Consider the following 25,062-nt stretch of genomic DNA (forward strand, 5'->3'; position numbering starts at 1 on the left):
GTGATTGAAGAACTGCTACCATACTATGAAAAACAATTGCAGGAGTTTGGGCATCAATCTCGTGAATTTGCTCATAAATATCCAAAAATTGCGCAGCGTTTGTCACTGAATCAGGAGCAAATTGACGATCCTCATATTGAACGCCTCATTCAAGCATTCTCTTTAGTTGCTGCACGTATTGATAAGAAGCTCGCAGACAGTTATGACGTATTTACGCGTTCTATTTTTGAGGTGATGTTTCCTCAATATCTAAAACCGTTTCCAGCATGTTCTATTGTTTCATTTGAAGACATCAATAAAATTAGACAATTAACAAATGTTTATAAAATTCCACGTAGTACAGCTTTAAAAGCGAAAAGTATACATGGTGTACAGTGTGAGTTTTCAACTGTACAAGATGTACACTTACTTCCTATTTGTATTAGACATATAGATTTTAAAGCACATTCAGCAACCCATTTACATTTAAATCAGAATGCAACATTAAGCTTAGGTTTTGAAATTTTTAATCAAAAAACCTCGATATTAATGACAGAAAAACTACCTATTTATTTAGATGCTATTTCTAATTTTCCATTACAGGTTCTAGACAATATTTTTAATACCGAGACGCGGTTTTCTATTCAGTCCGATCAGCAGACCTTTGATATTGAAAATCCTTTTGAATTAATTGGATTTAATGAACAAGAAAGTGTGTTACCTATTGACCAACATACACATCAAGCTTATCGATTGCTGATGGAATATTTTTGTTTTCCAGAAAAGTATAATTTTTTACAATTAAATTTGGACTGTTTAAAAAAAATAAGTTTATCTGGTGGAATATTTGAATTACAGATACATTTTAAACTCAATTTAAATGATCAAGTCAGTATTCGGAATTATTCCGAATTAAATACTGCAAATTTTAAATTGTTTGCAACACCTATTGTCAATTTATTTAAAAAGCAGGCAGAACCGCAAAAAATAAATCACAAGCGTATGGAATATCAATTAATAACAGATATACATCACCCTAAATATTATCAAGCATATTCTATTTTAAACATGAATATGGTACGCGAAAAAAGTAATCAAGATCAAATTTTCCACCCAGTTTTGCCATTTTTTGCTATGAGCCATTATAATGATAATCAAGTTAATTTCTTTTATCGTCTCAATGCATCACAGTTAAATAATAAAACACAGGAACTAAGTTATTCTTTAATTTCAAAGCATTTAGAACCACAAAGCACGAAATCTGATTTTATTAGCACTGAACTATTATGTTCAAATAAAGACTTGCCATATGAAAGTTATAATAAAGATCAAAATACACTCACTTTAAATGACAGTAGCTTGGTTCGTCGCGCATTGATGCTAAAAAGACCGAATATTCCGTATTATTTTGAACAGAATAAAACAGAGCAATGGCGGATTATTTCTCACCTTTCTTTAAATAATATGTCTTTAATGCAAGGAGAAACAGTTTCACACATTAAAGAATTACTTGAACTTTATAATTTACCCAAGTCTAAAGAAAATCAAATGATTATCGATTCAATCAAAAAAATTGATTTTACACCTGCCCAAAAAATAATTAATGGCAAACCTTATCCATTATTCGTTCGAGGTATAAGTATTCAGCTTGGTCTAAATCCAGATGGTTTTCGAGGGCAAAGCATTTATATATTTAGCCAACTTTTGACACGAATTTTCAACTTAAAAGTTCAAATGAATAGTTATGTAGATGTGATTGTATATGATATTAAAACAAAGCAGGAGTTATACCAATGCGTACAAAACGTTGGTGGCAAGAAACTTCTGTAATTGACAATTTATTAGAAAATCCGACCTCTTATGATTTTATTCAGGCGACAAGATTACTTCGACATATCCCTAAAAATAATAGGCAATGGTCTACATACTTTCATTTTAGTAGTTCGGTTAATTTAAATTTTCCACTTAATGAAATTGAGTCATTGCATTTAGAGAATGAGCAAATACACTTGACCAATTTAGTTGTTGGTCTAACTGGGATGCAAGGGGTTTTACCCTATAGCTATACAAATAAAATTAAATTGAGTAACCGACAACAATGTGTTGAAACAATACAGTTTCTGAATTTATTTAATAATAAACTGACCTCGCAGTATGTTGATGCAACTCTGAATTACGACTTACCACTTCGTTATGAAATAGAAGATGAAAATAGCTACTTAAATATTATTCATGCCTTAAATGGTTATGTCAAAAATCAATATCAACAACCTGAGCTAGATGATTATTTTGCTGAATTTTCGGGTCTGATGCAGGGGCAGACCAATACTGTTTATGCACTGAAAACGATGTTGGGCTGTATTTTTAAAACATCGTTTGAAATTCGGGAATTTTTACCTGAAAAATTTAAATTGGAACCGAAACAACAAACTTACTTAGGTGGCTCTCACTCTTTAGGCGCGGATACCTTTTGTGGTCAAACGATTAGACAAATTACTGAAAAAATTGAAATTGTGATTGGGCCTTTAAATTATCAAGAATATTCTAGTTTTTTGCCTCATCATATGATGAGTGAAAAGCTAAAAAAAATGCTAAAAACGTGGTGTAGCCCAACGCTTATGATTGATATTCGTTTAATATTAAAAAAAGAAGAAATAACCCCCATGTCTTTATGTGAGAATAAAAAATATGGCTTATCACAAGGTGTTTTTCTACAACCTAACCTAACCGTGAATAATGATGAAACCTGTTATACGTTAATGGGGAATATCAATGATTAAAATCATTATTGGAGTATTTATAACCTTAGCAACTATTATCTTTATTAGCATTACTTTTTATTGGCGCGATACATTTTATAATCCAACAGAAAAGGATATTATTCAATATTTTTTGGGTCTTCCAGTTGTCCTCACTTTTTCTATTTTATCTCCTTATTTTATTTATAAAATAATGCAAAAACACAAAAAAAGCCAATTAGAAAATCAAGATGAAGTGGCTAACAGGCAGGCTATTCAAGTAACTGAAAAGAAGGAAAATAGAGTACCTAAAAATAGTCAAGCATTTAAATTAAATATTTATTCATCAACAGCTTGGCATAATTTTGGTGAAAATGAAGAAATTATTGAGAAAAGTAAGCAATTTAAAAGTCCGGAACTAGATACTCATTTATGTAATACCTATGGACTTCCAATTTTATCATTTCGCATTCAAAAATTAGATGAGTTACTCGCCACTGGAGATGAAGAGGATATTCGCTTCACAATACGTGAAAAACGTATTAAGCAACTGATTACACATCAAATTGAACAACATTCAGAAGTTTTATTTCAGGTTGCAAATCATTTAAAACAGTCGGCAATGCACTATGACAGTGAGTTGGCATACCAATATCGTATGCATCCTGCATGGTTAGACTTAAATCAAAATAACAATGAAACTATTGAAGAAGAGTTACCTATCGTTGATTTTGTACCGAGATTAAATCAACTAAATCTGTACATTTTATTGCCTGAACATTTAATTCATCAATGGAATGAATCAACTCGCGAAAAAATACTTGACCAGTTTGTAGAGAATTATTCAATATTACCACTACAGATTTCTATTGAATATTATTTTATTAATCAAGAACAAGCTTATACAACATGGCTAAATTTACTTGAAGAAATATCAAAAAAATCATATGAATTTAATCTTATTATTAGTGCAGACTCTGAAATTGATCAGGAATGGGTTGATGAAAAGAATTGGCAATCTGAAGCTTATATTGCTGCAGAATTTACCTCTAGCTGGTGCATCGCGAATAATTCTACAGAGGTGATTGATTTAACACCTCAGCAAACGGTAAATATTAATATTGATGAGCCTCACGCCACACAATTTTTACAAAAAAATAAGTTGAATCAATTGGCCCAGTTTGAACAAGAGGATCCGTTTCTATTCATCTTGGATGATATTACCGATATTAAAAAATCAAAAAAAGTACAACAGATATTTACTGAAATCAAAATAGAACCACATCATTTTTTATATTTAAAACAGAATTTTGGACATACACAACAGGTTGCCAAAATTTTTACATTTATGTTAGGAGCACATTTACCAAATGATTTGATGGCCATGGTTTATAGCACTGATCAAGATTCAGTATATGTCTATTTTGAACAATATTTAGCTGAAAATATAAATAAAAATTTGTTGAATTGATTGTAATAAAACATAAATAAGAGAAAAAAGTGAATACATTATTTTATACGATGCTGGGCTATATTTGGCAATATGTGACAAATCCGAAAGCTATTATGGCTTTATCATTTTTTGTAGCAATTTTGGCTATGCACAATACCGTGCCAAATAAAGTTTTCTGGATTATTGTTTCAGTTTATATTTTAGGCTTAATGGCCTGGGGTATATATGAGTTTGTACAACGTTATCGCCAAGAGCAACAAGGTGAAATATTAGCCGAAGCGATAACAAAGGACACTGTTGCAGAATACGGAAAGCAGAAAAATAAAGAAGAGCTTCACTTAATTAATCAACAAATGAAAGACTCCATTCAGTTACTACGAAAATCTAAACTAGGTGATAAAAAGGGCAGTATCGCATTATATGAATTGCCTTGGTACATGGTCATTGGTAATCCTGCAGCAGGAAAAAGTTCTGCAATTTATAATTCTGGACTACGTTTTCCCTTTGAGGAAACGCATCAAAAAATGGTGTCTGCTGGCTTAAGCGGTACACGAAGTTGTGACTGGTTTTTTTCTACAGATGGTATTTTATTAGATACGGCGGGCCGTTATTCGGTCTATGCAGAAGATCATTCTGAATGGTTAAGTTTTTTAAAAATTTTAAAAAAGAGTCGATCAAAAGCCCCAATTAATGGCTTAATCGTCATTGTCAGTGTGGCTGAATTGGTCAGCCAAAGTCCTGAAAAATCTATTAAATTGGCTAAAAATTTACGTGCTCGTATTCAAGATTTAACAGAACGTTTGGAAATTTTCCCACCTATTTATTTAGTCTTTTCTAAAATGGATTTGATTGCAGGTTTTACAGAGTTTTTTGAGTGTTACGATCATGATGAATTTGATCAAGTCTGGGGAGCAACATTGCCATATGATCCTCATTCCTCTGAAAATTCGGTAGAACTATTCGAAAAGCATTATGGTCTTTTATACGATGGTTTGAAAAGTGTAAGTACAACTCATCTTAGTCGTCGACATTCACAGAATATTTCACCGAGTGTAATGACATTTCCACTCGAGTTCAAAAGTTTAAAACCGGTATTAAAAACCTTTATTGGTACATTATTTCAAGATAACCCATATCAATTTAAACCTGTTTTTCGGGGCTTTTATTTTACCAGTGCTTTGCAGGAAGGTAGCATTGAAAGTCCAATGACTGAGCAGATTGCTGAGGATTTTCATTTAGTTAAAAGTCCTGATAGTCATTTCGGTATTCCAACACATTCTATTTCACAAGATCACGGTTATTTTCTCAAAGGATTATTTTCCAGTGTGATTTTAAAAGATAAAAATTTGGTTAAACAACATATTAATCCTGCACGTAAGCGCCAACGGTTTTTATTGTTTATTACAACTTTATGTCTGGTCGCGGTAATTTTAAGTTTGTGGGTTTGGTCTTATCGAAATAATCAGCAATTGATCGCAGAAGTACAGGCTGATTTAAACAAAGTGGTACAAATGGAAGCGCGTTCTGGCAATGAGCTATCGACTCAATTTGATGCTTTGCTTATTTTACAAGGTCACTTACAACAATTGGATCATTTTGATCAGGATCGGCCATTAAAATATCGTTTTGGTCTTTACCATGGAAATGAAATTCGTGAAAAGCTGAAAACTGAATATTTAAAAGGCATTCAAAAAATAATATTACAACCCACACAGCAGAATATGGCGCAATATTTACAACGAGTAAAAAATAATGAATCGGTCTTAAAAGACAATCATATTAATGTGAAGTTAAATCAAAAAAATCGTTCAAATCAACCTTATTCAGAGCCTGTCGAGAGTAATCCTCAAGATGCTTACAATACGCTAAAAGCCTATTTAATGTTGAGTAATCCACAATATATGGACGCCAGTCATTTAGGCGACCAAGTAACGCGATTTTGGCGTTCATGGTTAGATGCGAATCGAGGAGAAATGCCACGCAATGATATGCTTTCGAAAGCAGAACAATTGCTTTCTTACACCATGACTTTAGCAAATGATCCTAAATTTCCACGAATAGAAGCGGATTCGAATTTAGTCGAACAAACCCGTCAGATTTTAAACACAATTACTACAGGTATTCCTGCACGTGACCGCGTTTATAATGAAATAAAAATGCGTGCATCAGTTCGGTTTCCTACATTGACTGTCAAACAAATAGTTGGAGAGTCGAATCAAAACAGTATGTTAGGTAGTTATGCTTTATCAGGAATCTTTAGTTATCAGGCATGGAATGAATATGTAAAAGATGCCATCGCACAGGCAGCCAATCATCCAACGGATAGTAAAGATTGGGTGCTGAATCTAAATCAATCTGAAGATTTAACATTTAGCGGTAGCCCAGAGCAAATTCGTAAGCAACTCACCGACTTATATAAACAAGAATATATTGTTGAATGGCGAAAATTTTTAAACGGTATTCACTATGCTAAAAGCCCTGATTTTAAACAGCAAACAAAATACATTGACAGTTTAGGAGAACCAGAAAATTCGCCAATAAGAGCTGTGTTTAACCGCGTTGCGCAAGAAACCAACTGGGATAATCCTATTATTCAAGCAGAATTAGAAACACCGAAAAAGGGTTTTGTGGCATGGTTTAAGCGAAAATTTTTAAAACGTCATGATGATTTATTTGCACAGCAGAATGTATCTACTGTCACGCAAGGTGTCATTGCAAAAGAATTTCATATCTTTTATCAAATTGTGCGTAAGCGAGATGATCAGCAAAATAAATCATTGTTAGATGAATATATGCAATCTATAAGCCAAATTAGAAGTAAATTAAATGACTTACGAAGTGCAGGCGATGTTGGGCCTGCAAGTATGGCATTAGCCAAACAGACCATCACTGACCAAAATTCTGTGTTTAATATGACCCAGAAATTTGTGGATGAAAAAATGGCTGTTGGTTTAAAAGAAGCGGATCATCAGCTTTTACAAAAATTACTGATTCATCCAATTACACAGTCTTTTGAGGTTTTACTGACACCTGCACAGGATGAAATTAATAAGTTATGGATGATGCAGGCATATCAACCTTATAGTGCAAATTTATCAAATAAATATCCATTTAATACCAATGCATCCTTACAAGCTACGAGTACTGAAATTAATCAAATTTTTGGTGAAAGTGGCAGCATTGCACGCTTTGTCAAAGATTATCTTGATCCATTCGTCATCCGTCGTGGCTATACCTTAACATCTAAAACTTGGCAGAATTTAGGGGTGGGGCTTAATCCACAATTTTTGGCAAATTTTCAAAATTATGTTGCACCAAGCAATGGAGTGGCCACTGGTGAATTGAATCAACCTGCTACGACTTCGGTATCTGGACAGTCTAATTTTCAATTTTTCCCCCTCGAAAACCCGAATCTACAGTCTTATACCATTGATATTGATGGACAACGTATGGTCTTTGAAAATGGTGTACAGCAATGGGTTAGCTTTATTTGGCCAAATAAAGGTGCTATTCCAGGCGCTCGAATTACGGCAGTCGATTTAGAAGGAAAAACACATACGATTTTGGATGAACCAGGCGAATACGGTATTAATCGTCTTGTTGAAGGTGCTCAGCGCACTCAAAAAGATAGTTTATTTGAAATGATTTGGCGTAGCCCACAAGATGCCAATGTTTTGGTGAAAGTTAATTTTAGATTAGTGAGTGGTAATACTGGAGGAGGAATTGGTGCTAATCCTAGTTATAAAGGTCTACTTTTAAGCAATCAAGTAGTCATGAATAAAGTAGCTCGGATTGTCGCTGCACAAGCTGTGTCATTAAACCAGCTTAAACCAGAAACGTCCGCTTTAGCTGGCCAACAGCAGCTCAATACCGGAGTGCTTCCATAATGATATTCAGTCGATATCAGCTTATGTTAAAGGGGCCTTTATGTACAAAATAAAAACCACGCCAATTTATTATGGTAAGTGTCCAGCACGAGGCGATTTTTTAAGAACGCATGGCGAATATGCATTAATTCAGCTCATTGACCAATGGATAACAGAGGCTTTAGAGTTCGCAATGCAAGTCACACACTTTAAAGAAGCGTATTCAACTTTAGCTGCTTTAGATTTTGTTATTGCGAGTCCACAAGATAAGCGATTTTTAGTGGCTAATTTAATCAGCAGTGAAGATAGCTCGGGTCGACCATTTCCAATGATTTTGTGTCATTTACTGGAATTGGATGATCCGTTCGAGAATATATTGTATGCACCATATCGGTATAAACAAGTTTTTATCGATCTTTATCAAAGGAATCGAATTATACATTCGATTCAGAACCCAGAAATTCTTCTAGATAAATTAAGTAAATTACCAAATGAAATTCAAATTTTTGCTACAGAAGAAACGATAACTTTTTATGAGCAACATACCGTCCACTCATTTGCCAAATTACTAAATTTCACCCCTTATCAATTCGCACAAAGCATGATTGGCCTAGGTCTGCTGTTACAACCAATCATTCGGCAAGGAACGTCGCGTTTAAATAAAGTACTTATATTGCCCACTCATAATATTAGCTATTGTTATGAAATTGCTACTTTTTGGGTGAATTTAATCAGTCATTTTGTAGAACATCAAAATGCAGAATTATTGATTGGGATTTTACATGAAGATTCACCAATATTGCTCTTTGGCTTTCAGGGAGCAGATATCACCGCATTAAGTAAAATTTTTACACAAGATATGCAGAGTGAACACTGGGTATCTTTGATTGATGCACATTGGATTAACCCATATTTGGAGCAAAATGCGGGTTTAGCAACCTTAGAACAAGCTTTGAGTGAGCGTCAGATGAGTCTGATGCAAGCGATTAAACTCTTTCGACAAACTTTTATAGAAGAAAAATGAAAAATATATTAAAAAAAACCTTATCTTATACCTTCATATTTTCAGCTGTTATGGTGTTGTGTGCTAATTCTTTTGCACAACAGCCTATTGTCGTTGAAGGCATGGTGCCCAATGTGGCAACGAAACAAGATATTTTGAATAAATTATATGTCACTTATGGGCAAACGAATGTTATTGATAAAATTCAAATACGCGCAGTGACTGCACCGAACGGTTGGAGTACGGCGGTTAATCATGTGATTTCTGAAGATTTAAAAAGCATAAAGCAGGGGAAACTCTCAATAAAAGGTATGCAGGTAGATTTGAGAGGAAAGGTTCCAAAGCAAGAAGACATCCAAATCACAACAAATAAGGTGCAAAGTTTGCTACCTGTAGACTATAAATTAAATGCACAACTATCGGTGAATACGACCGAGCAACAGCTAATTGATGCGACACTAAAAAACCGAATTGTTGAGTTTGAATCAGGTAGTGCGGTCTTAGCACCATCAGGGATTCAAATTTTGGATGAGATGATTGTGGCTTTACAGAAAGTTAATGCGAATAAAATAAAAATTATTGGCCATACGGATAGTTCTGGCGATGCCAATAAAAATTTATCCCTTAGCCAAGAACGTGCTAGAGCAGTTAAAAATTATTTAATTTCAAAAACTATTCCTGTAGAAATATTAACAGCAGAGGGATTAGGCTCGACAAAGCCTGTAGCTGATAATTTAACAGCAGATGGCCGTAAAAAAAATAGACGAATTGAGTTTGAAGTCTTGTAATTAAAGATAAAATATTTCGATTATTTCTCGTATGAAAAGCCATAAAGAAGATGATTTTTCATACGGAATTTCAAAAAATATTAACGTATAATCGTTACATCAATCATAAATTTTACGCCAAGGTTGAGCCTCTTCAATCGCATAAGCCAATTCAATTAAGGTTTTTTCATCGCCTACATTGGCTGATATTTGCATACTAATAGGAAGCCCATCAATTTGAGTTATCCCCATCGGGATTGACATAGCAGGTGCACCCGCAATATTTTGTATAGGAGTAAACGTCACAAAATTTTGTATCCTCTCAAATAGTTCATCAAAAGGAAGCTGTGGAGATAGATATCCTAGCTTAGGCGTCGTATGCGCAACGACTGGTGAGAGTAATACATCATAGTGGTTAAAAATGTTCATGTAATCTGTTTGGACTTTTTTCAAGCAATATAAGAATGCAGGTGTTTTATAAAAATTGTTTTTGTACAGGTTTGATAGCCCCAAGGTCAGATGATCTAATTCTTTTGCATCAAAACCCTGACCAAAAGCCTGCTTTCCTAAATGTTGTAACATAAAGGCTAACATGCCCCAATAATGACTAAAATCATCAACAAAACCAGTGCTAATGGGAAGTTTATACTCAGTAATGTGATGACCTAAACCTTCTAAAAGTTGCGCTGTCTGATACAGCGTTTCAGTTGTTTCTTGATCGACTGTGCCAGTAATGGACTGCGTTACTAAACCAATCCGTAATTTTCGCTTAGATGCATGTTTAATTAAACCAATTTTAGCTAGCTTTGGATTACTAAAGCTTTTCTCCATTTCTGCAAAAAAGTAAGCTGTATCACGAACACTTCGCGTAACTACACCTTCAGAAATAATATTAATGGGCAAAACTTTAGAGGCATCACTATCTAGAGTGCGACCACGACTGGGCTTTAAACCAACTAAACCGCAACAGGCAGCAGGAATACGTATTGAACCGCCACCATCATTTGCATGAGCAATTGGAACTACGCCTGCTGCAACCAATGCCGCCGAACCGCCAGATGAGGCACCACATGAATAATCACTGTGCCATGGGTTAATTGTTGCTAATCCATCCTTAAATTCTGTACTGGCATTTAAGCCAAATTCAGGCAAAGTACTTTTACCCAGAACAATAAAACCCTGATCTAATAATTGTTGGCTAAGTTTAGGGTTTTTATTAATATCATTATGTTTAATGGCTTTTGAGCCATGTAAAGAGGGTAATCCAGCATAGTCAATATTATCTTTAAAGAAGAAGGGAATTCCTGAAAATGTTCTATTAATACTAAATTTAGGCTGTATTAATGCATTTTCAAAGCATTCTGAAACAATAGCATTTAATTGTGGATTGACTTTTTTTGCTCGATCAATCGATGCTTGAACGATTTCTGATACGGAAATTTCTTTATTTTTAAGTAGTTCTGATAATTTAACTGCATCAAAGTCTGAGAGTACATCATCGTTGGTAAATGCATGTATTCGTTTTGATTTTTGGACATCTATATCCATATGAATTCCTTATTTTTGACTTAAATATACAAAAAATATAAAAGAGATATAGCGTTAGCTTATTTATGACAATATTTATTGTCAAATTTAATATTTTCTGTAATAAATTTAATTTGAACGTAATGGGTGAAAAAGGCTTAAACATGCGTGTTTGATCTTTGAATTACAACGTTATGACCGTGGTTTAGAACAAATGGTGCCATGTTCACAAAACGTCAAAGTCATTGAGGATCACTATATATGAAAGATTTTTATCTTTGTTATAAGGGTAAAGAAATTTATTTTCCGATTGAGCAATCAACTCAAATGAATGGTATGAATATTTTCTACAAGACAACTGGTGATGGTAAACAATTGCAAATTACAAAAAAGCCTGTAGGTTTAAAATCTTAATTATACCAATTTCGCATAATGTATATTATGTTAAATCCGATACCAAAGGCTGTGGCCTATACAACCTCAGTTGTTGCCACAGATCAGCATCGTGAATCTGCGCCAGTATCATTCACGATGCTGATTACCGTGAAGTAACATAATATACGTTATGCCGAAATCTACGCGCGGATTCTATCAATGTGATGATCTAATCGTATGAACAATATTTTTAACTTTGTGATTTCTTCATCACGATCTAAATTCGATTCTTGCAACTGCACTAGCACGGTCTCCAGTAGATCGCGCATATACACATAATCATCTTTGTTTAATGAACCCTTTTTTCGGTCGTAACTGGTGGTGCTGTAGATGTGTCTATTCTTCATTTGAACCAATTTTCATAAGCAAATAAGAGCCAATCATAAAAACAGGAATTGAAACATATTGTGCACAAGTGTTTTGAAGTACAAAATCTGCTAATGCTGACATATATCACCTAATCTTTACCGGCATCTTATTCATGCCTATCTATCTGTTTTTAAGAGCTAAGACATATTTATTAACGAAAATCAGATTAAATAACAATAACATATCAGAGATATGATATTGACATTTAACTAATTTCCTAAAATATGACTGATCTTTAAAAACTCCAATTCCGCAACATCAAAAGCAAAAGCAGAACTTTCAACTTTACAAAAAGACCAATTACTAATCTAATGCCTCAAATGATCCATATTTTTAGTTAACAGACGTTGCTAGTTAACAAAAAACATCGATCTCGATTCAAAAGCACAGTTACTGGGGAGCTAACAATGCTAGAAAATCTATTCAACAAAAACAGATATATATCAAATACTAATTTATTGTACAAACACGCTAAAAATGCATTACTCGAAAAACATGTAATCAAACGTGGAAATCAAATTTTAATTTATGAAATTAGTAGTTTAAGTAAAAAAGGTTCACTCATAAAAAGCCTTGAAATCAACAAACTACCTATAACGATTAAAACTAAACAACTGATCAAATATGCAAAAGTTCCAAGCCAAGCTGAAATTATTGCAGACTTAAAACCTATTCACAGAATCTAAATACTTCGTTTCAACATGATTGGTTTCAAATGGTTCAGGTTTAACCTGTGCATGTTGAGCAAGATACATTTTTTCTGCATCAATTCTGGCGCGATTTTCACGGAATGCTTTTTTGTATTCACTGGATTCTTCGTCTTTGTCTGTTTCAGGCTTTGTAGGCTCTTTACTGGGCTGTTCTTTGGCAAAGTAGTTAAATGGTCGATCAGCATCACTAATCAAGCGTTTACAGTCTGATGCAGACACTTTTAAGCGTGTGCCCTGCTGTGTGTATGCCGTATATTGACCATTGAAATGTGTGCAACCCGAAAATACAGGTTTAGCACTGACTTCATAAGACAAGTTTTGAACGATATCAGCATCATCAAATGGACTATTTGGGTTATATGCAACCGTTTGCATTCTATCTGTTGATTTTACAGAGCCATTGCTTTTCGATAGCTCATTGAACCATTTTACACATTCAGGCTTTTCAACATTTGCACCTTTTCTACACTCTACATCTAAATTTTGAATCGGTGTAATGTCTCCAGTAGCGGTTTCTTGTGGCTGTTCAGATGCTTGGCTTTCAGGTTTTTGACCTGTTAAACCACCAACCGCTGTACGTGCTAGTTTATCGCCACCTGATTTCATAAATAAGAAGTAACTCAGCGACATCAAACAAACAATTGCAATAATTGCATAGATAAACTTTCTTTGAATCTTAAAGTTAACTGATGTATGTGCAGACGCACTGGTATACATGTCTTGCCATTTTTTCTTATAAAAGAATTTATAACTATCTTGATAGTTAACAGAACGAGTTGAAGCAGCAGCTTGCCACGGATCACGAAGCCAACGCTCAAACTCATAGATCGTAGCAAAAGGCGGTTTTTGAATCGGACGCTTAACGAGATACATTTTTTCAACGAGCTTGCGAATACCCTTGTTTAATCGCTCAGGGTCTTGAGTCATTAAAACAATGTCTTTGTTCTGATGTCCATGCGTTGTTAAATCAACAATCATCGGATTCTGTGACATTTTACCCTCTCATAAGACTTTACATGATCGATTAACAGCCAAAGGTTATATATCTGGTGGATTGAGTACCTTAAGCTCTTCTGAACGCAAAAAATTAATTAGTCTTTATATGGCAGAGCAAATTTTACCATTGAACCTAAAGGCCAAAGAACAGCAGCTTTACGTGAATAAAAAAACAAGACAGGCTCTTACTAATACCAATAAAAATTTACGCACTCAAATTGATGAACTAGAATCACAACTTCATCAAAATACTGAAACTCTTATCGATATTATCGAGGAAGTAAAGTTACGAACCAATTTGAAGGTTGATCATTTATTAGCTCCACATCTTCTAAAAAAATATCTATCTTTTAAGTAATGTTTAATGAGATGCGACATTTGTGTGTGTTTAGATGCCGTTGATCATTAAATCAAAATAAACTTTAATATTGATCTTAAAATTGTATGAATGAATGCCCCAAAGTAATAGCATTTGATGCCTTTGGCACTCTCTTGTAAAAACCGATCTCCATACCGTAAATTGATGAAATAGTTAAAAGAAAATGGAAGAAATCCCATTACACAGTATTTCTTTAATCTGGTGCGTACCATCACCACTATGCGTAGGATTTGAAATTAGCATAGTCGCTTCATGTGTTTCGCCTTTAACACAATGGATAAGGGTTATTCGATTTTCTTACTTTTAAGCTCAATTATTTACCGATAGTATTACCCTTTGACGTTATACTATATTCAATGATAAGTAGCAGATTTGATAAGCACTTTCAAACTTAAGGTAACTTCTTGAGAGAGACTTACACTTGCGACCTAATTTTGTTAAGCACATTAATTTGAGATTCCAAATAAACTAATTGTTGTTCACTATTTTCTTTAACTTTTAAAATAGTATCTTTGAGTAATGGAAATTCTTTTATGTATTTATCAAAAAATATTATTTCTAAACGCATTTTTTCAAGATTAATATGAAGTTTATTCGCCTCATTATTTAATTCCGTTGCGAAATTCAATTTTATACCTTTCCTTAACAAAAAATTATAAAGTTCCTCACTACTATAATTTGAAGTATATTTACAAAAATAGTCGAACTGTTGAATAATTAATAATCCACAATCGGCTAAATTTCTTACAGTACGATAGATATACTGATAATAGACATCAGTTGAAAAACTAGGATAAGCTGTTGTAAAACCTTTATATATTATTTTAAACTCACTATTTTTAAGCTCAATATTTGACAAATAAACTATCAAACTATAATTAAGCTCATGATTTAAAGACATAAATTCCACCGCTAAATTTCCATAAAAAATATCCCATTTTGGGATATTTGAAGAAATAGTACAACATTTTGAGACATGAGCTCAATACACGATCCTAGATATAGGACAATTATTAACGAATTAACTAAACTACGTGAGTCTAAAGATATTACTCAGGTACAACTTGCTACGTCTTTGAAAAAGCATCAATCATATATAGCAAAAGTAGAAAATTTGGAAAGACGTTTAGATTTAATTGAATTACATGATTGGTTAATTGCACTAAATGATAATATAGCTGATTTCCTAAAAAATAAATTATAGAAAAGCCTAGAGCTCTAACCAAGGATGGCTACGTCAGAATAAGTTTGATTTCGTTCGTGTTTGCCTTGTGGGTGAGCATAGCACTGAGTCTTTGGATCAAACCAAATGGAAATATTTCCTCAATTTATTAATGCTCGGTTATAAGAGGACCAATTCGTTGTACGGTAGACTTTAGGTGTAGGCTTATTCATGTTGTAATTATATTACTGAATAAGCCTATTTGTGCACCAAAGCCTATTGAAGTTAAAAATTAACCTTAAACACTAAAGATGCAAAATCACGATCATCTATAACACTGAATTCATTTGATCCAAAAAAGTTAGTATAAGCAACTTCTCCTGTATATTTTTTCTGATATGTTGCCGACAGTGCAATAGCTGTACTCATTTGACCTTCTTGAAAATTTTGACTAAAACCATGTACATCATGTCGGAAAGTCAAACTTGGATTAATCACAGTTGCAGGAAAAATATCCTGATAACTTAGTGCACCACGTATTCTGTAACCTAACGACCATTCGCTAAAAAAGCCATCTCGATTACAGAATTTTTTATTCAAATCATCTATAACCTCATTAGACAGATTTGCGGTACCATAGGCTGTACATTTGAACTCACCTGTTTCAGGATTGTATGCACCTGTTGAAAGTTCACTACGACTAAAAGCACTGCTTCGACCAATACGATTATTACCTATATCTGCTATATGATTTGCTGCAAATTCAGCAGACCAAGTCAAAGAATTTGCACTCAAAATATTCGGAATACTATTTGTCGCTCCAATAGAAAACTGCGTTACTGGTAAGCGGACATAGCCTTGAATATACTCATCCAATCCAGGTGCGACTCCTGGAGGAGTAAATGGTGTTGCGGGATCTAAGATCTGGTAATACACCAAATCTGGACCATTGAGTTGCAATGGTTGATTAGGTTTGAAATTTAACTCACTATAAATAGATGTGGTACCTAATTTCCCTGCCAGACTTAATCCAAACATTTCAATATTTTCAGGATAAACTGCAAAAAATGCGGCTGTATTAAAATTTTCGGCACCTACGGCTTTTACAGTTGTTGCATCAAAGTTCGCAATTCGATTGTGGTAGTTAGCGTAATAAAGACCTAGTTCAGCATTATTTAAGCTCGGTATCGTTTGTTTTAATGCGATACCATATTGTCCACTATCCTTAGGTTTTCTATCTTCTGTACGTGGAATATAACTGTGTGCCTGTAATGCTGTCTCAGATAATTTGTCTTTTAAACCAGCCATCAGCATCGGTCCACAATTGGCAGGCATTACATCAGACACTTCAAAAAATGTCCCGCACCCATCAATAACAGAAGGTCTGAATTTAAATTGATAAAAACCTTCGACTTTAAGATGATCATTGATTCCAGCAACAAATGAAAACATTTCAACGGGGATAATTCTTTCACGGATATGACCACCAGGACTATTCATTGTCCCATAATCATAGGCATTTACTGAATTTAGACCATTCAAGAAAAAATTAGATTTTCCCCAAATTAATGTATGTTTACCTAGCTTTACATCTAAGTTTTGCTGATTAGCGAATTTAAAATTTTTCCATAAATATGCATCCCAAAGGTCTATTCCCTTAAATTTAGCAAGTCGAGGCCATGCTGAATCATCAAATGCTTTTAAGTCCCCATGCCCTGTTTCATAAGCATGGTCATACCAATATTTAGTACTTAGTACTGCACCTTGTTGCTTTCCTTCCAAACGTAATTCGGTAAAACCTTTAATAATTTGCGAAATAGCATCGTATTTACTAAAGTTTATTCGCCCATCATCAGCATTGACGTCTAAACTATATCCTGGTTTCCCAATATGATTTGCATCTGGTTTATACAGCAGGGATGCAGCAGGATTTTGCATGCTCCAACTTGCCCCAAAACTTAGACTCGTATTCGCTTCTAACTTCCAATCTTTATCCAGCTCAAAACTGGTCGCTAATACCTTTGATGTTGAAAATATTAAACCACAAATAATAATATGCTGAATAACCAGGTTGTTGTTTTTCATTCCATTTATATCCATAGATTTGTTGATTACATCATTTCCATATCGATGTGTTTTATTGAGAATCGGTTTTTGGTATATGAAAACCTGTCACTTTATTTTTTTGCGTACTATTTATCATTTTTTGTTCTTTTAATAAGCGTTTTGGCATTGCCAGTAAGATGATTATCCCACCAAAAATGAGCAATATCCCAATAATACTAAAAGCAAAATAGATGCTTCCTGTCTGGGTTTTAATTGTCCCAACTAAAGCTGGACTAATCACCGCTGAGAGACTACCTAATACATTAATCCATGCAATACCAAGTGCTGCAGCGCTCACGGATAAATATGCAGGTGGAATCGTCCAAAATAATGTCGCCGCAGAGAAACATGCACCGCCACCAATCGTGAGTAGTAAAACAGATAGGATCAAATCATTTTGAACAAAACCTAACAACATAAAACTGATTGCACCAACAGCCATAGTCAGTGCCAAATGCCAGCGACGTTCAAGATGCTTATCTGAACTAAGGCATAGTAAGTACATGGCAATCAAGGCACATATAAATGGCAGACTTGAGGTTAAACCAATATGGCGTATATCTTTAACACCAAACTCTTTAATTAGAGTCGGCATCCAATACGTAATTGTATTTGTTGCAGAGTAAATACATAAGAATACAATTCCAATCAGATGTATCCGATGATCTAAAAATACTTGTTTAAAAGAACTTTTTTCTTGTCCAACAGTCTTATTTTCATTTTCCAAACTTAACTTTACGATTAATTTTTCACGCGCAGTTAACCATTTAGCTTGCTCTGGTTTATCAACCAACCAAAACCAAGTAAATGTCCCTAACAGCACGGCTGGAATTCCTTCAATGACAAACAATACTTGCCAATCCCTTAATCCCATCCAGCCATCAAAAGTGGTCATAATCCAAGTTGCTAGAGGGCCATTTACAATACCAGCAATTAAACCAGCCATTAAAAAAATAGAAGTGACACGCCCACGTAAAAACCCAGGAAACCAATAGGTTAGATATAAAATTACACCTGGTACAAAGCCTGCTTCAGCTATTCCGATGAGAAAACGAAAAATATAAAAACTGGTAGTACTCTCAACAGTACTCATTAAAATTGTAAGGATCCCCCACAACACCATAATTCTAGTTAAGGTTGCTCGAGCCCCGACTCTCTTCAAATACATATTACTGGGTATTTCAAAGATTAAATAACCAATAAAAAATAAAGATGTCCCAATACCATAAGCTGCATCACTTAATAATAAGTCTTCAGACATCTGCAGCTTGGCAAAAGAAATATTGATACGATCAACAATATTTAAAAAATAAGCCAAGAATATAAAAGGAACTATTCTAAAAATTACTTTTTTGAAAGTTGCGTTTTGTTCTTCAGATGTCATCGTAATATTATCTACAGATGCTTTTTCTATCACCGTATTCACATGAATATCCTTATATTTGTTATTCGAAAAACTAATGATTCTTATTATTTAAAATAGCTCAACATTCTGTTAAGTAATTAAATATCAATATGTAGTTTCAAGGCTTTTTCGAGTAGAGGTACACCGAGTTCACAGACTTCAATACCTTGTAAACTCACAATTTTAAAGACTTCTAAAATTTGCTCTCGTGTTGCTCCTAATGCTAATGCAGCTTGGATATGACGTTGAGTTCCATGTGTCCACATATGTGTAATAGTTACATCACCTGCGATGCACAAAAATTCGACCCAAAGTGGTGGCAAAATTCCGTTTTTCCATACACTTGTTCCCATTTTTAAATAATTTTCCAAATAGAGTGGGTCCCAACGATAGATTGTCTCCCAAAGCGGATTAAAACTGCCCTGAATGCGCATTTCATCACAAATTGGAGTTTCTTCAATACACACCGAAGCCTCATCTGATAAACCAGCGGCTTCCAATTCTTTTTCTAAAATTGGCACACCAAGTGCGCAAGCATGTATACCTACAATACTTGCTAATTTAAAAACCTCTAAAATTTCAGTCCGGCTCACCCCTATTTTCAATGCATTTCTGATATGACGTTCCACGCCTACTGCATATAGATGAGTTGCAGTAACATCAAGTATTAAACGAATCAATGCCACTAGTTTTGGTTCTAGAATATTATTACATTGAATTTCTTGTACTAAGGTCATGAACTGTTCAGTCCACTTGGGTTCCCACTCGGCCATGCCATCAAATGTAGTATCAAATAAGCCAGAAGCTCGTAAGGAATTATAATTAAATGTATTATTCATCTTTCACATCCTTGTAAAATTAAATAACAATCCCACCATTTGGGCTAATCACTTGTCCGACTAAATAGTGTTCACCACTGAGATATAAAACTGTTCCCGCATATTCTTCTAAGGTTCCAAATCGCCCCGCAGGCACACTCTGCCAAAGTCGATTACAAGCTTCTTCACCAACACTGTCTAAATATTCATTAAACTGTGGTGTAGCAACGCCACCTGGTGCTAAAGCGTTAATAAAAATATTAGCGCCAGCGACTTCATAAGCTACTGACTTGGTAAATGCAATAACTGCCCCTTTCGTTGCACTATAAGGAGGACTATGTGCACTTTTACTCGACATACCTGCAATAGATGCGACGTTCACAATTCGGCCCGAACGTTGAGGTTCCATCAATTTCAAGGCTTCACGTGTACAATAAAATACACCATTCACATTTACGCCCCAAAAACGCTCCCATTCATCATCAATAATCCAACGTGTAAAACTTAAAGAACGACGTGGTTCTGGCATCGCGTTATAGTCATATAAGGCTGTACGACGCTGTGTATCTAATTCTGTAGTTGGTGTTATAGCAGCATTATTTATGAGTACATCCAAAGTACCGTAATGTTGAACAATTTTTTCAAACATCGCTGAAACTTGAGCACTTGAAGATACATCACAGTTTATCGCTAGGCATTCTCCCCCGTATTGTTCAACAACTCTTTGAGTCTCTAACAATGTTTCATTATTTACATCACAAATAACCAATTTAGCGCCTTCTTTCGCGAAAGCTTCTGCACATGCCTTTCCTAAACCTGGTCCAACGCCTGTTATCAATACAATTTTATCTTGAAAATTCATGTAATTATTCCATTAATTTGAACTTAATGCCAATATTCAATAGGCATTTATGTTCCATTTAATAATTAATGGGAGACTCCTCTGCAACGTTATAATTTTTAAATTAATTGCTAATTCTATCTCGTCAAAACAGGGAAGTACTCCGGATCACTTACGTAGATATAAACTTTTTTGACTCGCTATATTACTAGCGTTGAGGAACGCCTTTTTGGCCTACTTTGCGGTTTGGTGCCATGCCATTTGCCAATAAGGTTTCTTCAATACTGTTGTACTGAACTCCAATACGGTAAATTTCACGTGCTTCTTGACCACTTGCAATATCACGACCTAACTCATGTGCAATACGTACAGTTTGTTTGATCTGATCAACCGAACCGAAACGCTCACCTTTATGATCAATGATGGTATCTTCATTGCCCACACGTGCATGCATACCCATTGCCATAGACATGGTGTTAAACGATAAGACATTTTTTAGCAATGACTCAGAGGTTAAAGTACAACCATCTGGAACACGGTTCAGGAAGTTAAAGAAGTTAAATGGGTTTGGCCCATCAAAACCACCGCCAATACCAATCCAAGTTAAGTTCATTGGACCCATGTATTGACCTTTACGCACCATACGTTCAAGCGTTTCCAAGCCATGCATACCCGTCAATTGGAAATGTGGTTGGATACCATTTGCTGCTAAACGCTTCAAATGCTCAATGAGCCATTCAGGGCCTGCAGGAACGGTCATTTCCGCATAAGCTGCTTGAATTGCAGGATGCTCAAGTGATGTACCTTTTAAATATTCTGGATATAAAAGCTCCATAATATTCATTTGCGTCGTATTGACTGCAACTGTTACTTGGTCAGGTTTAGGGTCTAACTCAGCCAATTTATGACGAGTATCATCACTCAACCACAGTGCCGCTTCACCGTCACTTTCAGGTGCAAATGAAATTGAACCGCCGACTTGAATAATCATGTCAGGTACTTCTGCACGTACACCTGCAATCAGTTCATTGAACTTAGATAAACGCTTTGAACCTTTACCATCTAACTCACGAACATGTAGATGTAAAACTGTTGCACCCGCTTCGTAGCATTCTACAGCTTTGGCAATTTGCTCTTCCATCGTGACAGGAATATCTTCAGGGAAATCTTGAGGCATCCACTCAGGGCCATAAGGTGCAACTGTAATTACCACTTTGTCCATGTTTTCTGGGTGCAAAGAATCATCCAAGAATTGCATATGCATCTTCCTTTTATATTTTATAAATCGTAAATTGAATAAAATGATTTCGTGTTAAAGCCTAGTAAGTTGCATCACCAATAATGCCTGTCCGCTCCATTTTGCGGTGACACGCTGGATAATCCATCACAGCATAGTGTTGTGTACTACGGTTATCCCAAATCGCAATACTATTTGGCTTCCAGCGCCAACGAACTTGATACTCTGGAATTGAAGCTTGCGAAATTAAATAGCGCAGTAAATCTGCTGCCCCCGGATTGGCATCTTGTCCAAAACGAACGCGTTCTTTGGTATGGTAGTTGGTAAAGTGTGTTGTAAATGCATTGACATACAGTATTTTCTCGCCCGTTTCTGGGTGAGTACGTACAACAGGATGCTCTGCATCTGGAAACTGTGCTTTCAATGCCAAACGTTTTTCGATTGGCATTGCCGCACCAAAACTGGCTTCAATACTATGACGCGCACGTAAACCTTCAATCTTCACTTTAATATCTTCAGGCAAATTGTTATAAGCCAAAATCATATTGGTCCACATGGTATCCCCACCTACCTGCGGTGCTTCTACGCAGCGTAAGACACAGCCCATTGGGGGAATTTCACGCCAGCTAGCATCACTGTGCCATGCATTTTCATAACGATCGATCGGGCTGTCTGGGCTTTTATAAATTTGCACCAAACCTGGATAATCAGGGTGACTACCGACAGCAGGATGATCTTCCAACTGCCCAAAACGTTCTGCAAATGCAACATGCTCTGCCCGTGTTAAATCCTGATCTCTCAAGAATAAAACATGATGTTTGAGCAAGTGTGTACGAATTTCAGAGAATAAATCATCATCATGAATAGCATCTGCCAAACGTACACCGCTGAGTTCTGCACCTATATTGCAGCTTAATTGTTCAATTTGCATAAGAAATCCTTTTCAAATTACAAAAATTGATGATCCTGTAGTTTTACGTGCTTCTAAGTCACGGTGTGCCTGAACTGCATCCTTCAATTCATAGCGCTGATTAATTTCAATTTTAATACGACCATTTAAAACATGATCAAAGAGTTCTTGAGCTAACTCTTGTTTTTCTGCTGGGTCTGCAATGTAATCTGCCAGTGCTGGACGGGTAATATACAGTGAGCCTTTCATTGCCAAGAGCGCAGGGTTAAATTCTGCAATCGGGCCAGATGCTGTGCCGACACAAACCAATAAACCACGACGCTTTAAAGAATCTAATGACGCCATGAAGGTATCTTTACCCACACTGTCAAAAACAACATTAACACCCACACCATTGGTCAACTCACGTACACGCTCAGCCACATTTTCATGACTATAATTAATGACGTGGTCGCAACCATGAGCGCGTGCTATTGCTGCTTTTTCTTCAGAAGAAGTTGTACCAATCACGGTTAAACCCAGTAATTTTGCCCATTGCGAAACAATCAGCCCAACACCGCCTGCTGCTGCATGCAACAAAATAGTGTCGCCTTCTTTAAAATCGTAGATACGACGCATTAAATAAGCAGAAGTTAAACCACGCATAGTCATGGCTGCAGCGGTTTCGCAAGAAATTCCTTCTGGCAGTTTAATTAATACATCTGCAGCAATGGTTCGTGCCGTGCTATACGCACCTAAAGTGTTTAAAAAACCAGTATAAGTAACTCTGTCGCCTACTTGAACATTGGTCACACCTTCGCCGACTGCTTCGACGACACCAGATGCTTCTACGCCCATGCCATTTGGTAATGGAATTGGGTAAGTACCGTTACGGAAATATGTATCTGCATAATTCAAACCGACTGCAACGTGGCGTAAGCGCACTTGCCCAGCCAATGGCTCTCCGACTTCTACATCTTCATAACGCATTACTTCTGATGAGCCAGATTCGTAGAATCGTACTGCTTTATTCACTGTCATTTTCCTATCCATAGCTATATTTTTATTCGGGGCTTTAAAAGCATTTACTAAAACTACAACACTCAGAATGCCACCACTTGACATAAGACGACAGGTACTTAGCATTTTGCGACAAACCAATTTAAGAATCTCAGAACAACTATTTACCAACTTTTATTTAACGTTATTTTGTATTTTTAATGAATAAGTTAGCGCCTCTGTTATCTTTAGTTGTGTAGACATTTTCTTTATAGTCTTTAGTTTATCGGATAGAAATACGATTTTATAACGTAGGTAAAGCCAAAACATGACACTCAAACAATTAAAAGCTTTTTTAGCGCTTGCCCGTACTCTCAATTATGTCAATGCCGCAGCAGAGCTTTATCTCAGCCAGTCTGCCCTCAGTATCACCATCAAAACCTTAGAAGAAGAGTTAGGTGGTAAACTATTTAAACGTAATACTCGGCGGGTAGAAATGACCGCTGAAGGACGGTCTTTGATTCCTTATGCTAAAAGGCTCTTGGCCAATTGGGAAGACATGGAAAAAGATGTCAAACAACGCTTTAAATTGAACCGTGGCACCTTAAATATTGCCTCTATGCCCTTTGCCACACATGCGGTACTTCCTGCGGTAATACATGAATTTGCAAAGCGTCATCCCAATATTAGTTTTTCAATTCATGACGTGCCCAATGAAAAAATCATTGAAAATGTACAAGATGGAATTTTTGAAATTGGTATTTGCTTTCAGCCCGAATTTTGCGAACAACTCAATTTTCAGCCTTTGTTTCAAGAAGACTTTATTGCGATTGTTCCGAAAAATCACCCTTTTGCCAATTCACAACAGGTCACATGGCATGAATTATGTGCTTCACCTTTTATTACCTTACAAAATCCATCCATCATTAGGCATGTTGTAGAAAAAAAATGCTTGGAAAATAACACTGTTCTAGATTTAAAAGTGGAATGCCACCAAATCAGCTCACTGTCTCATTTTGTGGCGAATGGCATGGGCGTCAGTGTCATTCCGCGACAATTTCAAAAATGTATCGATTTAAAACAGATTGCTGTCCTTGAAATTTTAGATGTAAACGTGCAATTACAGTTGGGCATTATTTATAAAAAGGACTTTCAACTTTCGAATATTTCCTCTGAATTTATTGACATGATATCGACTCATCCATTTTTCCCTCAGCAATAAAATGTACCGCTCCTCAGGTTTAGGGCATCACATCTCAATAAATTGATGGGGCTTAGATGAACATCAAAATCATTTCATTGATCACTCCCGATTTATCCATTAATGATTTTTTTTCATTGCTCATTAAAAATAATCAATTTCTAAAAAATGTTAGCCAATGC

General features: G+C 35.4%; 20 protein-coding genes and 2 pseudogenes. 11 read left to right on the forward strand and 11 right to left on the reverse strand.

The window, feature by feature from the left end:
- The 6 genes from tssF to BBP83_RS04455 are packed head-to-tail and all read left to right on the forward strand — an operon-like array spanning window position 1 to window position 9,827.
- Window positions 1–1,809 carry a type VI secretion system baseplate subunit TssF gene (gene tssF / locus BBP83_RS04430; RefSeq protein WP_068886210.1) on the forward strand — a complete coding sequence of 603 codons (1,809 nt, stop codon included), beginning with the start codon at window positions 1–3 and terminating at the stop codon, window positions 1,807–1,809.
- Entirely contained in the window at window positions 1,773–2,759 is a 987-nt protein-coding gene (gene tssG / locus BBP83_RS04435) for a type VI secretion system baseplate subunit TssG (RefSeq protein ID WP_068886211.1), read from the forward strand. The genes tssF and tssG overlap by 37 nt, the downstream gene beginning before the upstream one ends.
- On the forward strand, window positions 2,752–4,188 hold the full coding sequence (locus BBP83_RS04440) for a hypothetical protein (RefSeq protein ID WP_068886212.1): 1,437 nt from the start codon (window positions 2,752–2,754) through the stop codon (window positions 4,186–4,188). The genes tssG and BBP83_RS04440 overlap by 8 nt, the downstream gene beginning before the upstream one ends.
- A gap of 29 nt (window positions 4,189–4,217) precedes the next feature.
- Window positions 4,218–8,057, forward strand: a complete 3,840-nt coding sequence (tssM, locus tag BBP83_RS04445; RefSeq protein WP_068886213.1) for a type VI secretion system membrane subunit TssM — start codon at window positions 4,218–4,220, stop codon at window positions 8,055–8,057.
- 40 nt (window positions 8,058–8,097) lie between these two features.
- A complete protein-coding gene (gene tagF / locus BBP83_RS04450; RefSeq protein WP_068886214.1) occupies window positions 8,098–9,060 on the forward strand; it encodes a type VI secretion system-associated protein TagF in 963 nt (320 codons plus the stop codon).
- Window positions 9,057–9,827: an OmpA family protein gene (locus BBP83_RS04455; protein WP_078055397.1), complete on the forward strand. Its 771-nt coding sequence runs from the start codon at window positions 9,057–9,059 to the stop codon at window positions 9,825–9,827. Before tagF ends, BBP83_RS04455 begins: the two co-directional genes overlap by 4 nt.
- Before the next feature lie 99 nt (window positions 9,828–9,926).
- Here BBP83_RS04455 and BBP83_RS04460 read toward each other — a convergent pair whose 3' ends face one another.
- Window positions 9,927–11,354 carry an amidase gene (locus BBP83_RS04460; RefSeq protein ID WP_171258035.1) on the reverse strand — a complete coding sequence of 476 codons (1,428 nt, stop codon included), beginning with the start codon at window positions 11,352–11,354 and terminating at the stop codon, window positions 9,927–9,929.
- A gap of 240 nt (window positions 11,355–11,594) precedes the next feature.
- Here BBP83_RS04460 and BBP83_RS15430 point away from each other — a divergent pair, with 240 nt between their 5' ends.
- The gene (locus BBP83_RS15430; RefSeq protein ID WP_245669710.1) at window positions 11,595–11,747 is read left to right on the forward strand and encodes a hypothetical protein; all 153 of its coding nucleotides are present in this window, start codon (window positions 11,595–11,597) and stop codon (window positions 11,745–11,747) included.
- A gap of 797 nt (window positions 11,748–12,544) precedes the next feature.
- Complete coding sequence (locus tag BBP83_RS04470; RefSeq protein WP_068886215.1) at window positions 12,545–12,823, forward strand: hypothetical protein; 279 nt, start codon at window positions 12,545–12,547, stop codon at window positions 12,821–12,823.
- Here the strand turns inward: BBP83_RS04470 and BBP83_RS04475 are convergent.
- Window positions 12,800–13,840 carry a zonular occludens toxin domain-containing protein gene (locus BBP83_RS04475; RefSeq protein WP_078055399.1) on the reverse strand — a complete coding sequence of 347 codons (1,041 nt, stop codon included), beginning with the start codon at window positions 13,838–13,840 and terminating at the stop codon, window positions 12,800–12,802. The two genes, BBP83_RS04470 and BBP83_RS04475, sit on opposite strands and share 24 nt — an antisense overlap.
- A 7-nt stretch (window positions 13,841–13,847) precedes the next feature.
- On the opposite strand from BBP83_RS04475, the pseudogene BBP83_RS04480 reads away from it, so the two are divergent.
- Window positions 13,848–14,201, forward strand: a pseudogene (locus BBP83_RS04480) (hypothetical protein); the annotation flags it as partial.
- Window positions 14,202–14,637: 436 nt separating this feature from the next.
- Here BBP83_RS04480 and BBP83_RS04485 read toward each other — a convergent pair.
- Window positions 14,638–15,123: a hypothetical protein gene (locus tag BBP83_RS04485; protein ID WP_068886217.1), complete on the reverse strand. Its 486-nt coding sequence runs from the start codon at window positions 15,121–15,123 to the stop codon at window positions 14,638–14,640.
- Between the two features lie 75 nt (window positions 15,124–15,198).
- On the opposite strand from BBP83_RS04485, the gene BBP83_RS04490 reads away from it, so the two are divergent.
- Window positions 15,199–15,426 (forward strand): helix-turn-helix domain-containing protein, encoded by a 228-nt coding sequence (locus tag BBP83_RS04490; RefSeq protein ID WP_068886218.1) that lies wholly within the window; start codon window positions 15,199–15,201, stop codon window positions 15,424–15,426.
- 23 nt (window positions 15,427–15,449) lie between these two features.
- Here the strand turns inward: BBP83_RS04490 and BBP83_RS14920 are convergent.
- The 8 genes and pseudogenes from BBP83_RS14920 to BBP83_RS04525 form a co-directional block, all read right to left on the reverse strand.
- A pseudogene (locus BBP83_RS14920) lies at window positions 15,450–15,617 on the reverse strand (IS5/IS1182 family transposase); the annotation flags it as partial.
- A gap of 52 nt (window positions 15,618–15,669) precedes the next feature.
- The gene (locus BBP83_RS04495; protein ID WP_245669711.1) at window positions 15,670–17,469 is read right to left on the reverse strand and encodes a DUF1302 domain-containing protein; all 1,800 of its coding nucleotides are present in this window, start codon (window positions 17,467–17,469) and stop codon (window positions 15,670–15,672) included.
- Between the two features lie 52 nt (window positions 17,470–17,521).
- A complete protein-coding gene (locus tag BBP83_RS04500; RefSeq protein ID WP_068886220.1) occupies window positions 17,522–18,916 on the reverse strand; it encodes an MFS transporter in 1,395 nt (464 codons plus the stop codon).
- A gap of 77 nt (window positions 18,917–18,993) precedes the next feature.
- Window positions 18,994–19,734 (reverse strand): carboxymuconolactone decarboxylase family protein, encoded by a 741-nt coding sequence (locus tag BBP83_RS04505; RefSeq protein WP_068886221.1) that lies wholly within the window; start codon window positions 19,732–19,734, stop codon window positions 18,994–18,996.
- A gap of 19 nt (window positions 19,735–19,753) precedes the next feature.
- The gene (locus BBP83_RS04510; RefSeq protein WP_068886222.1) at window positions 19,754–20,575 is read right to left on the reverse strand and encodes an SDR family NAD(P)-dependent oxidoreductase; all 822 of its coding nucleotides are present in this window, start codon (window positions 20,573–20,575) and stop codon (window positions 19,754–19,756) included.
- A 187-nt stretch (window positions 20,576–20,762) separates the two neighbouring features.
- Window positions 20,763–21,812: a beta-keto acid cleavage family enzyme gene (locus BBP83_RS04515; protein WP_068886223.1), complete on the reverse strand. Its 1,050-nt coding sequence runs from the start codon at window positions 21,810–21,812 to the stop codon at window positions 20,763–20,765.
- Window positions 21,813–21,873: 61 nt separating this feature from the next.
- Entirely contained in the window at window positions 21,874–22,722 is an 849-nt protein-coding gene (locus BBP83_RS04520) for a TauD/TfdA dioxygenase family protein (protein ID WP_068886224.1), read from the reverse strand.
- A gap of 12 nt (window positions 22,723–22,734) precedes the next feature.
- Window positions 22,735–23,721 carry a quinone oxidoreductase family protein gene (locus tag BBP83_RS04525; protein WP_068886225.1) on the reverse strand — a complete coding sequence of 329 codons (987 nt, stop codon included), beginning with the start codon at window positions 23,719–23,721 and terminating at the stop codon, window positions 22,735–22,737.
- Between the two features lie 286 nt (window positions 23,722–24,007).
- Here BBP83_RS04525 and BBP83_RS04530 point away from each other — a divergent pair, with 286 nt between their 5' ends.
- Window positions 24,008–24,901 (forward strand): LysR family transcriptional regulator, encoded by an 894-nt coding sequence (locus tag BBP83_RS04530; protein ID WP_068886226.1) that lies wholly within the window; start codon window positions 24,008–24,010, stop codon window positions 24,899–24,901.
- Window positions 24,902–25,062 lie beyond the last annotated feature (161 nt).

It is taken from the genome of Acinetobacter celticus, from assembly GCF_001707755.1.
Lineage (GTDB): Bacteria > Pseudomonadota > Gammaproteobacteria > Pseudomonadales > Moraxellaceae > Acinetobacter > Acinetobacter celticus.

Coding starts and splice junctions, on each gene's coding strand:
- BBP83_RS04485 (WP_068886217.1), bottom strand. CDS start 15,123: ATGTCTTTAAATCATGAGCTTAATTATAGTTTGATAGTTTATTTGTCA.
- BBP83_RS04510 (WP_068886222.1), bottom strand. CDS start 20,575: ATGAATTTTCAAGATAAAATTGTATTGATAACAGGCGTTGGACCAGGT.
- BBP83_RS04515 (WP_068886223.1), bottom strand. CDS start 21,812: ATGCAATTCTTGGATGATTCTTTGCACCCAGAAAACATGGACAAAGTG.
- BBP83_RS15430 (WP_245669710.1), top strand. CDS start 11,595: ATGAAAGATTTTTATCTTTGTTATAAGGGTAAAGAAATTTATTTTCCG.
- BBP83_RS04460 (WP_171258035.1), bottom strand. CDS start 11,354: ATGGATATAGATGTCCAAAAATCAAAACGAATACATGCATTTACCAAC.
- BBP83_RS04475 (WP_078055399.1), bottom strand. CDS start 13,840: ATGTCACAGAATCCGATGATTGTTGATTTAACAACGCATGGACATCAG.
- BBP83_RS04530 (WP_068886226.1), top strand. CDS start 24,008: ATGACACTCAAACAATTAAAAGCTTTTTTAGCGCTTGCCCGTACTCTC.
- BBP83_RS04520 (WP_068886224.1), bottom strand. CDS start 22,722: ATGCAAATTGAACAATTAAGCTGCAATATAGGTGCAGAACTCAGCGGT.
- tagF (WP_068886214.1), top strand. CDS start 8,098: ATGTACAAAATAAAAACCACGCCAATTTATTATGGTAAGTGTCCAGCA.
- BBP83_RS04440 (WP_068886212.1), top strand. CDS start 2,752: ATGATTAAAATCATTATTGGAGTATTTATAACCTTAGCAACTATTATC.
- BBP83_RS04470 (WP_068886215.1), top strand. CDS start 12,545: ATGCTAGAAAATCTATTCAACAAAAACAGATATATATCAAATACTAAT.
- BBP83_RS04455 (WP_078055397.1), top strand. CDS start 9,057: ATGAAAAATATATTAAAAAAAACCTTATCTTATACCTTCATATTTTCA.
- BBP83_RS04525 (WP_068886225.1), bottom strand. CDS start 23,721: ATGACAGTGAATAAAGCAGTACGATTCTACGAATCTGGCTCATCAGAA.
- tssG (WP_068886211.1), top strand. CDS start 1,773: ATGCGTACAAAACGTTGGTGGCAAGAAACTTCTGTAATTGACAATTTA.
- BBP83_RS04495 (WP_245669711.1), bottom strand. CDS start 17,469: ATGAAAAACAACAACCTGGTTATTCAGCATATTATTATTTGTGGTTTA.
- BBP83_RS04505 (WP_068886221.1), bottom strand. CDS start 19,734: ATGAATAATACATTTAATTATAATTCCTTACGAGCTTCTGGCTTATTT.
- BBP83_RS04490 (WP_068886218.1), top strand. CDS start 15,199: ATGAGCTCAATACACGATCCTAGATATAGGACAATTATTAACGAATTA.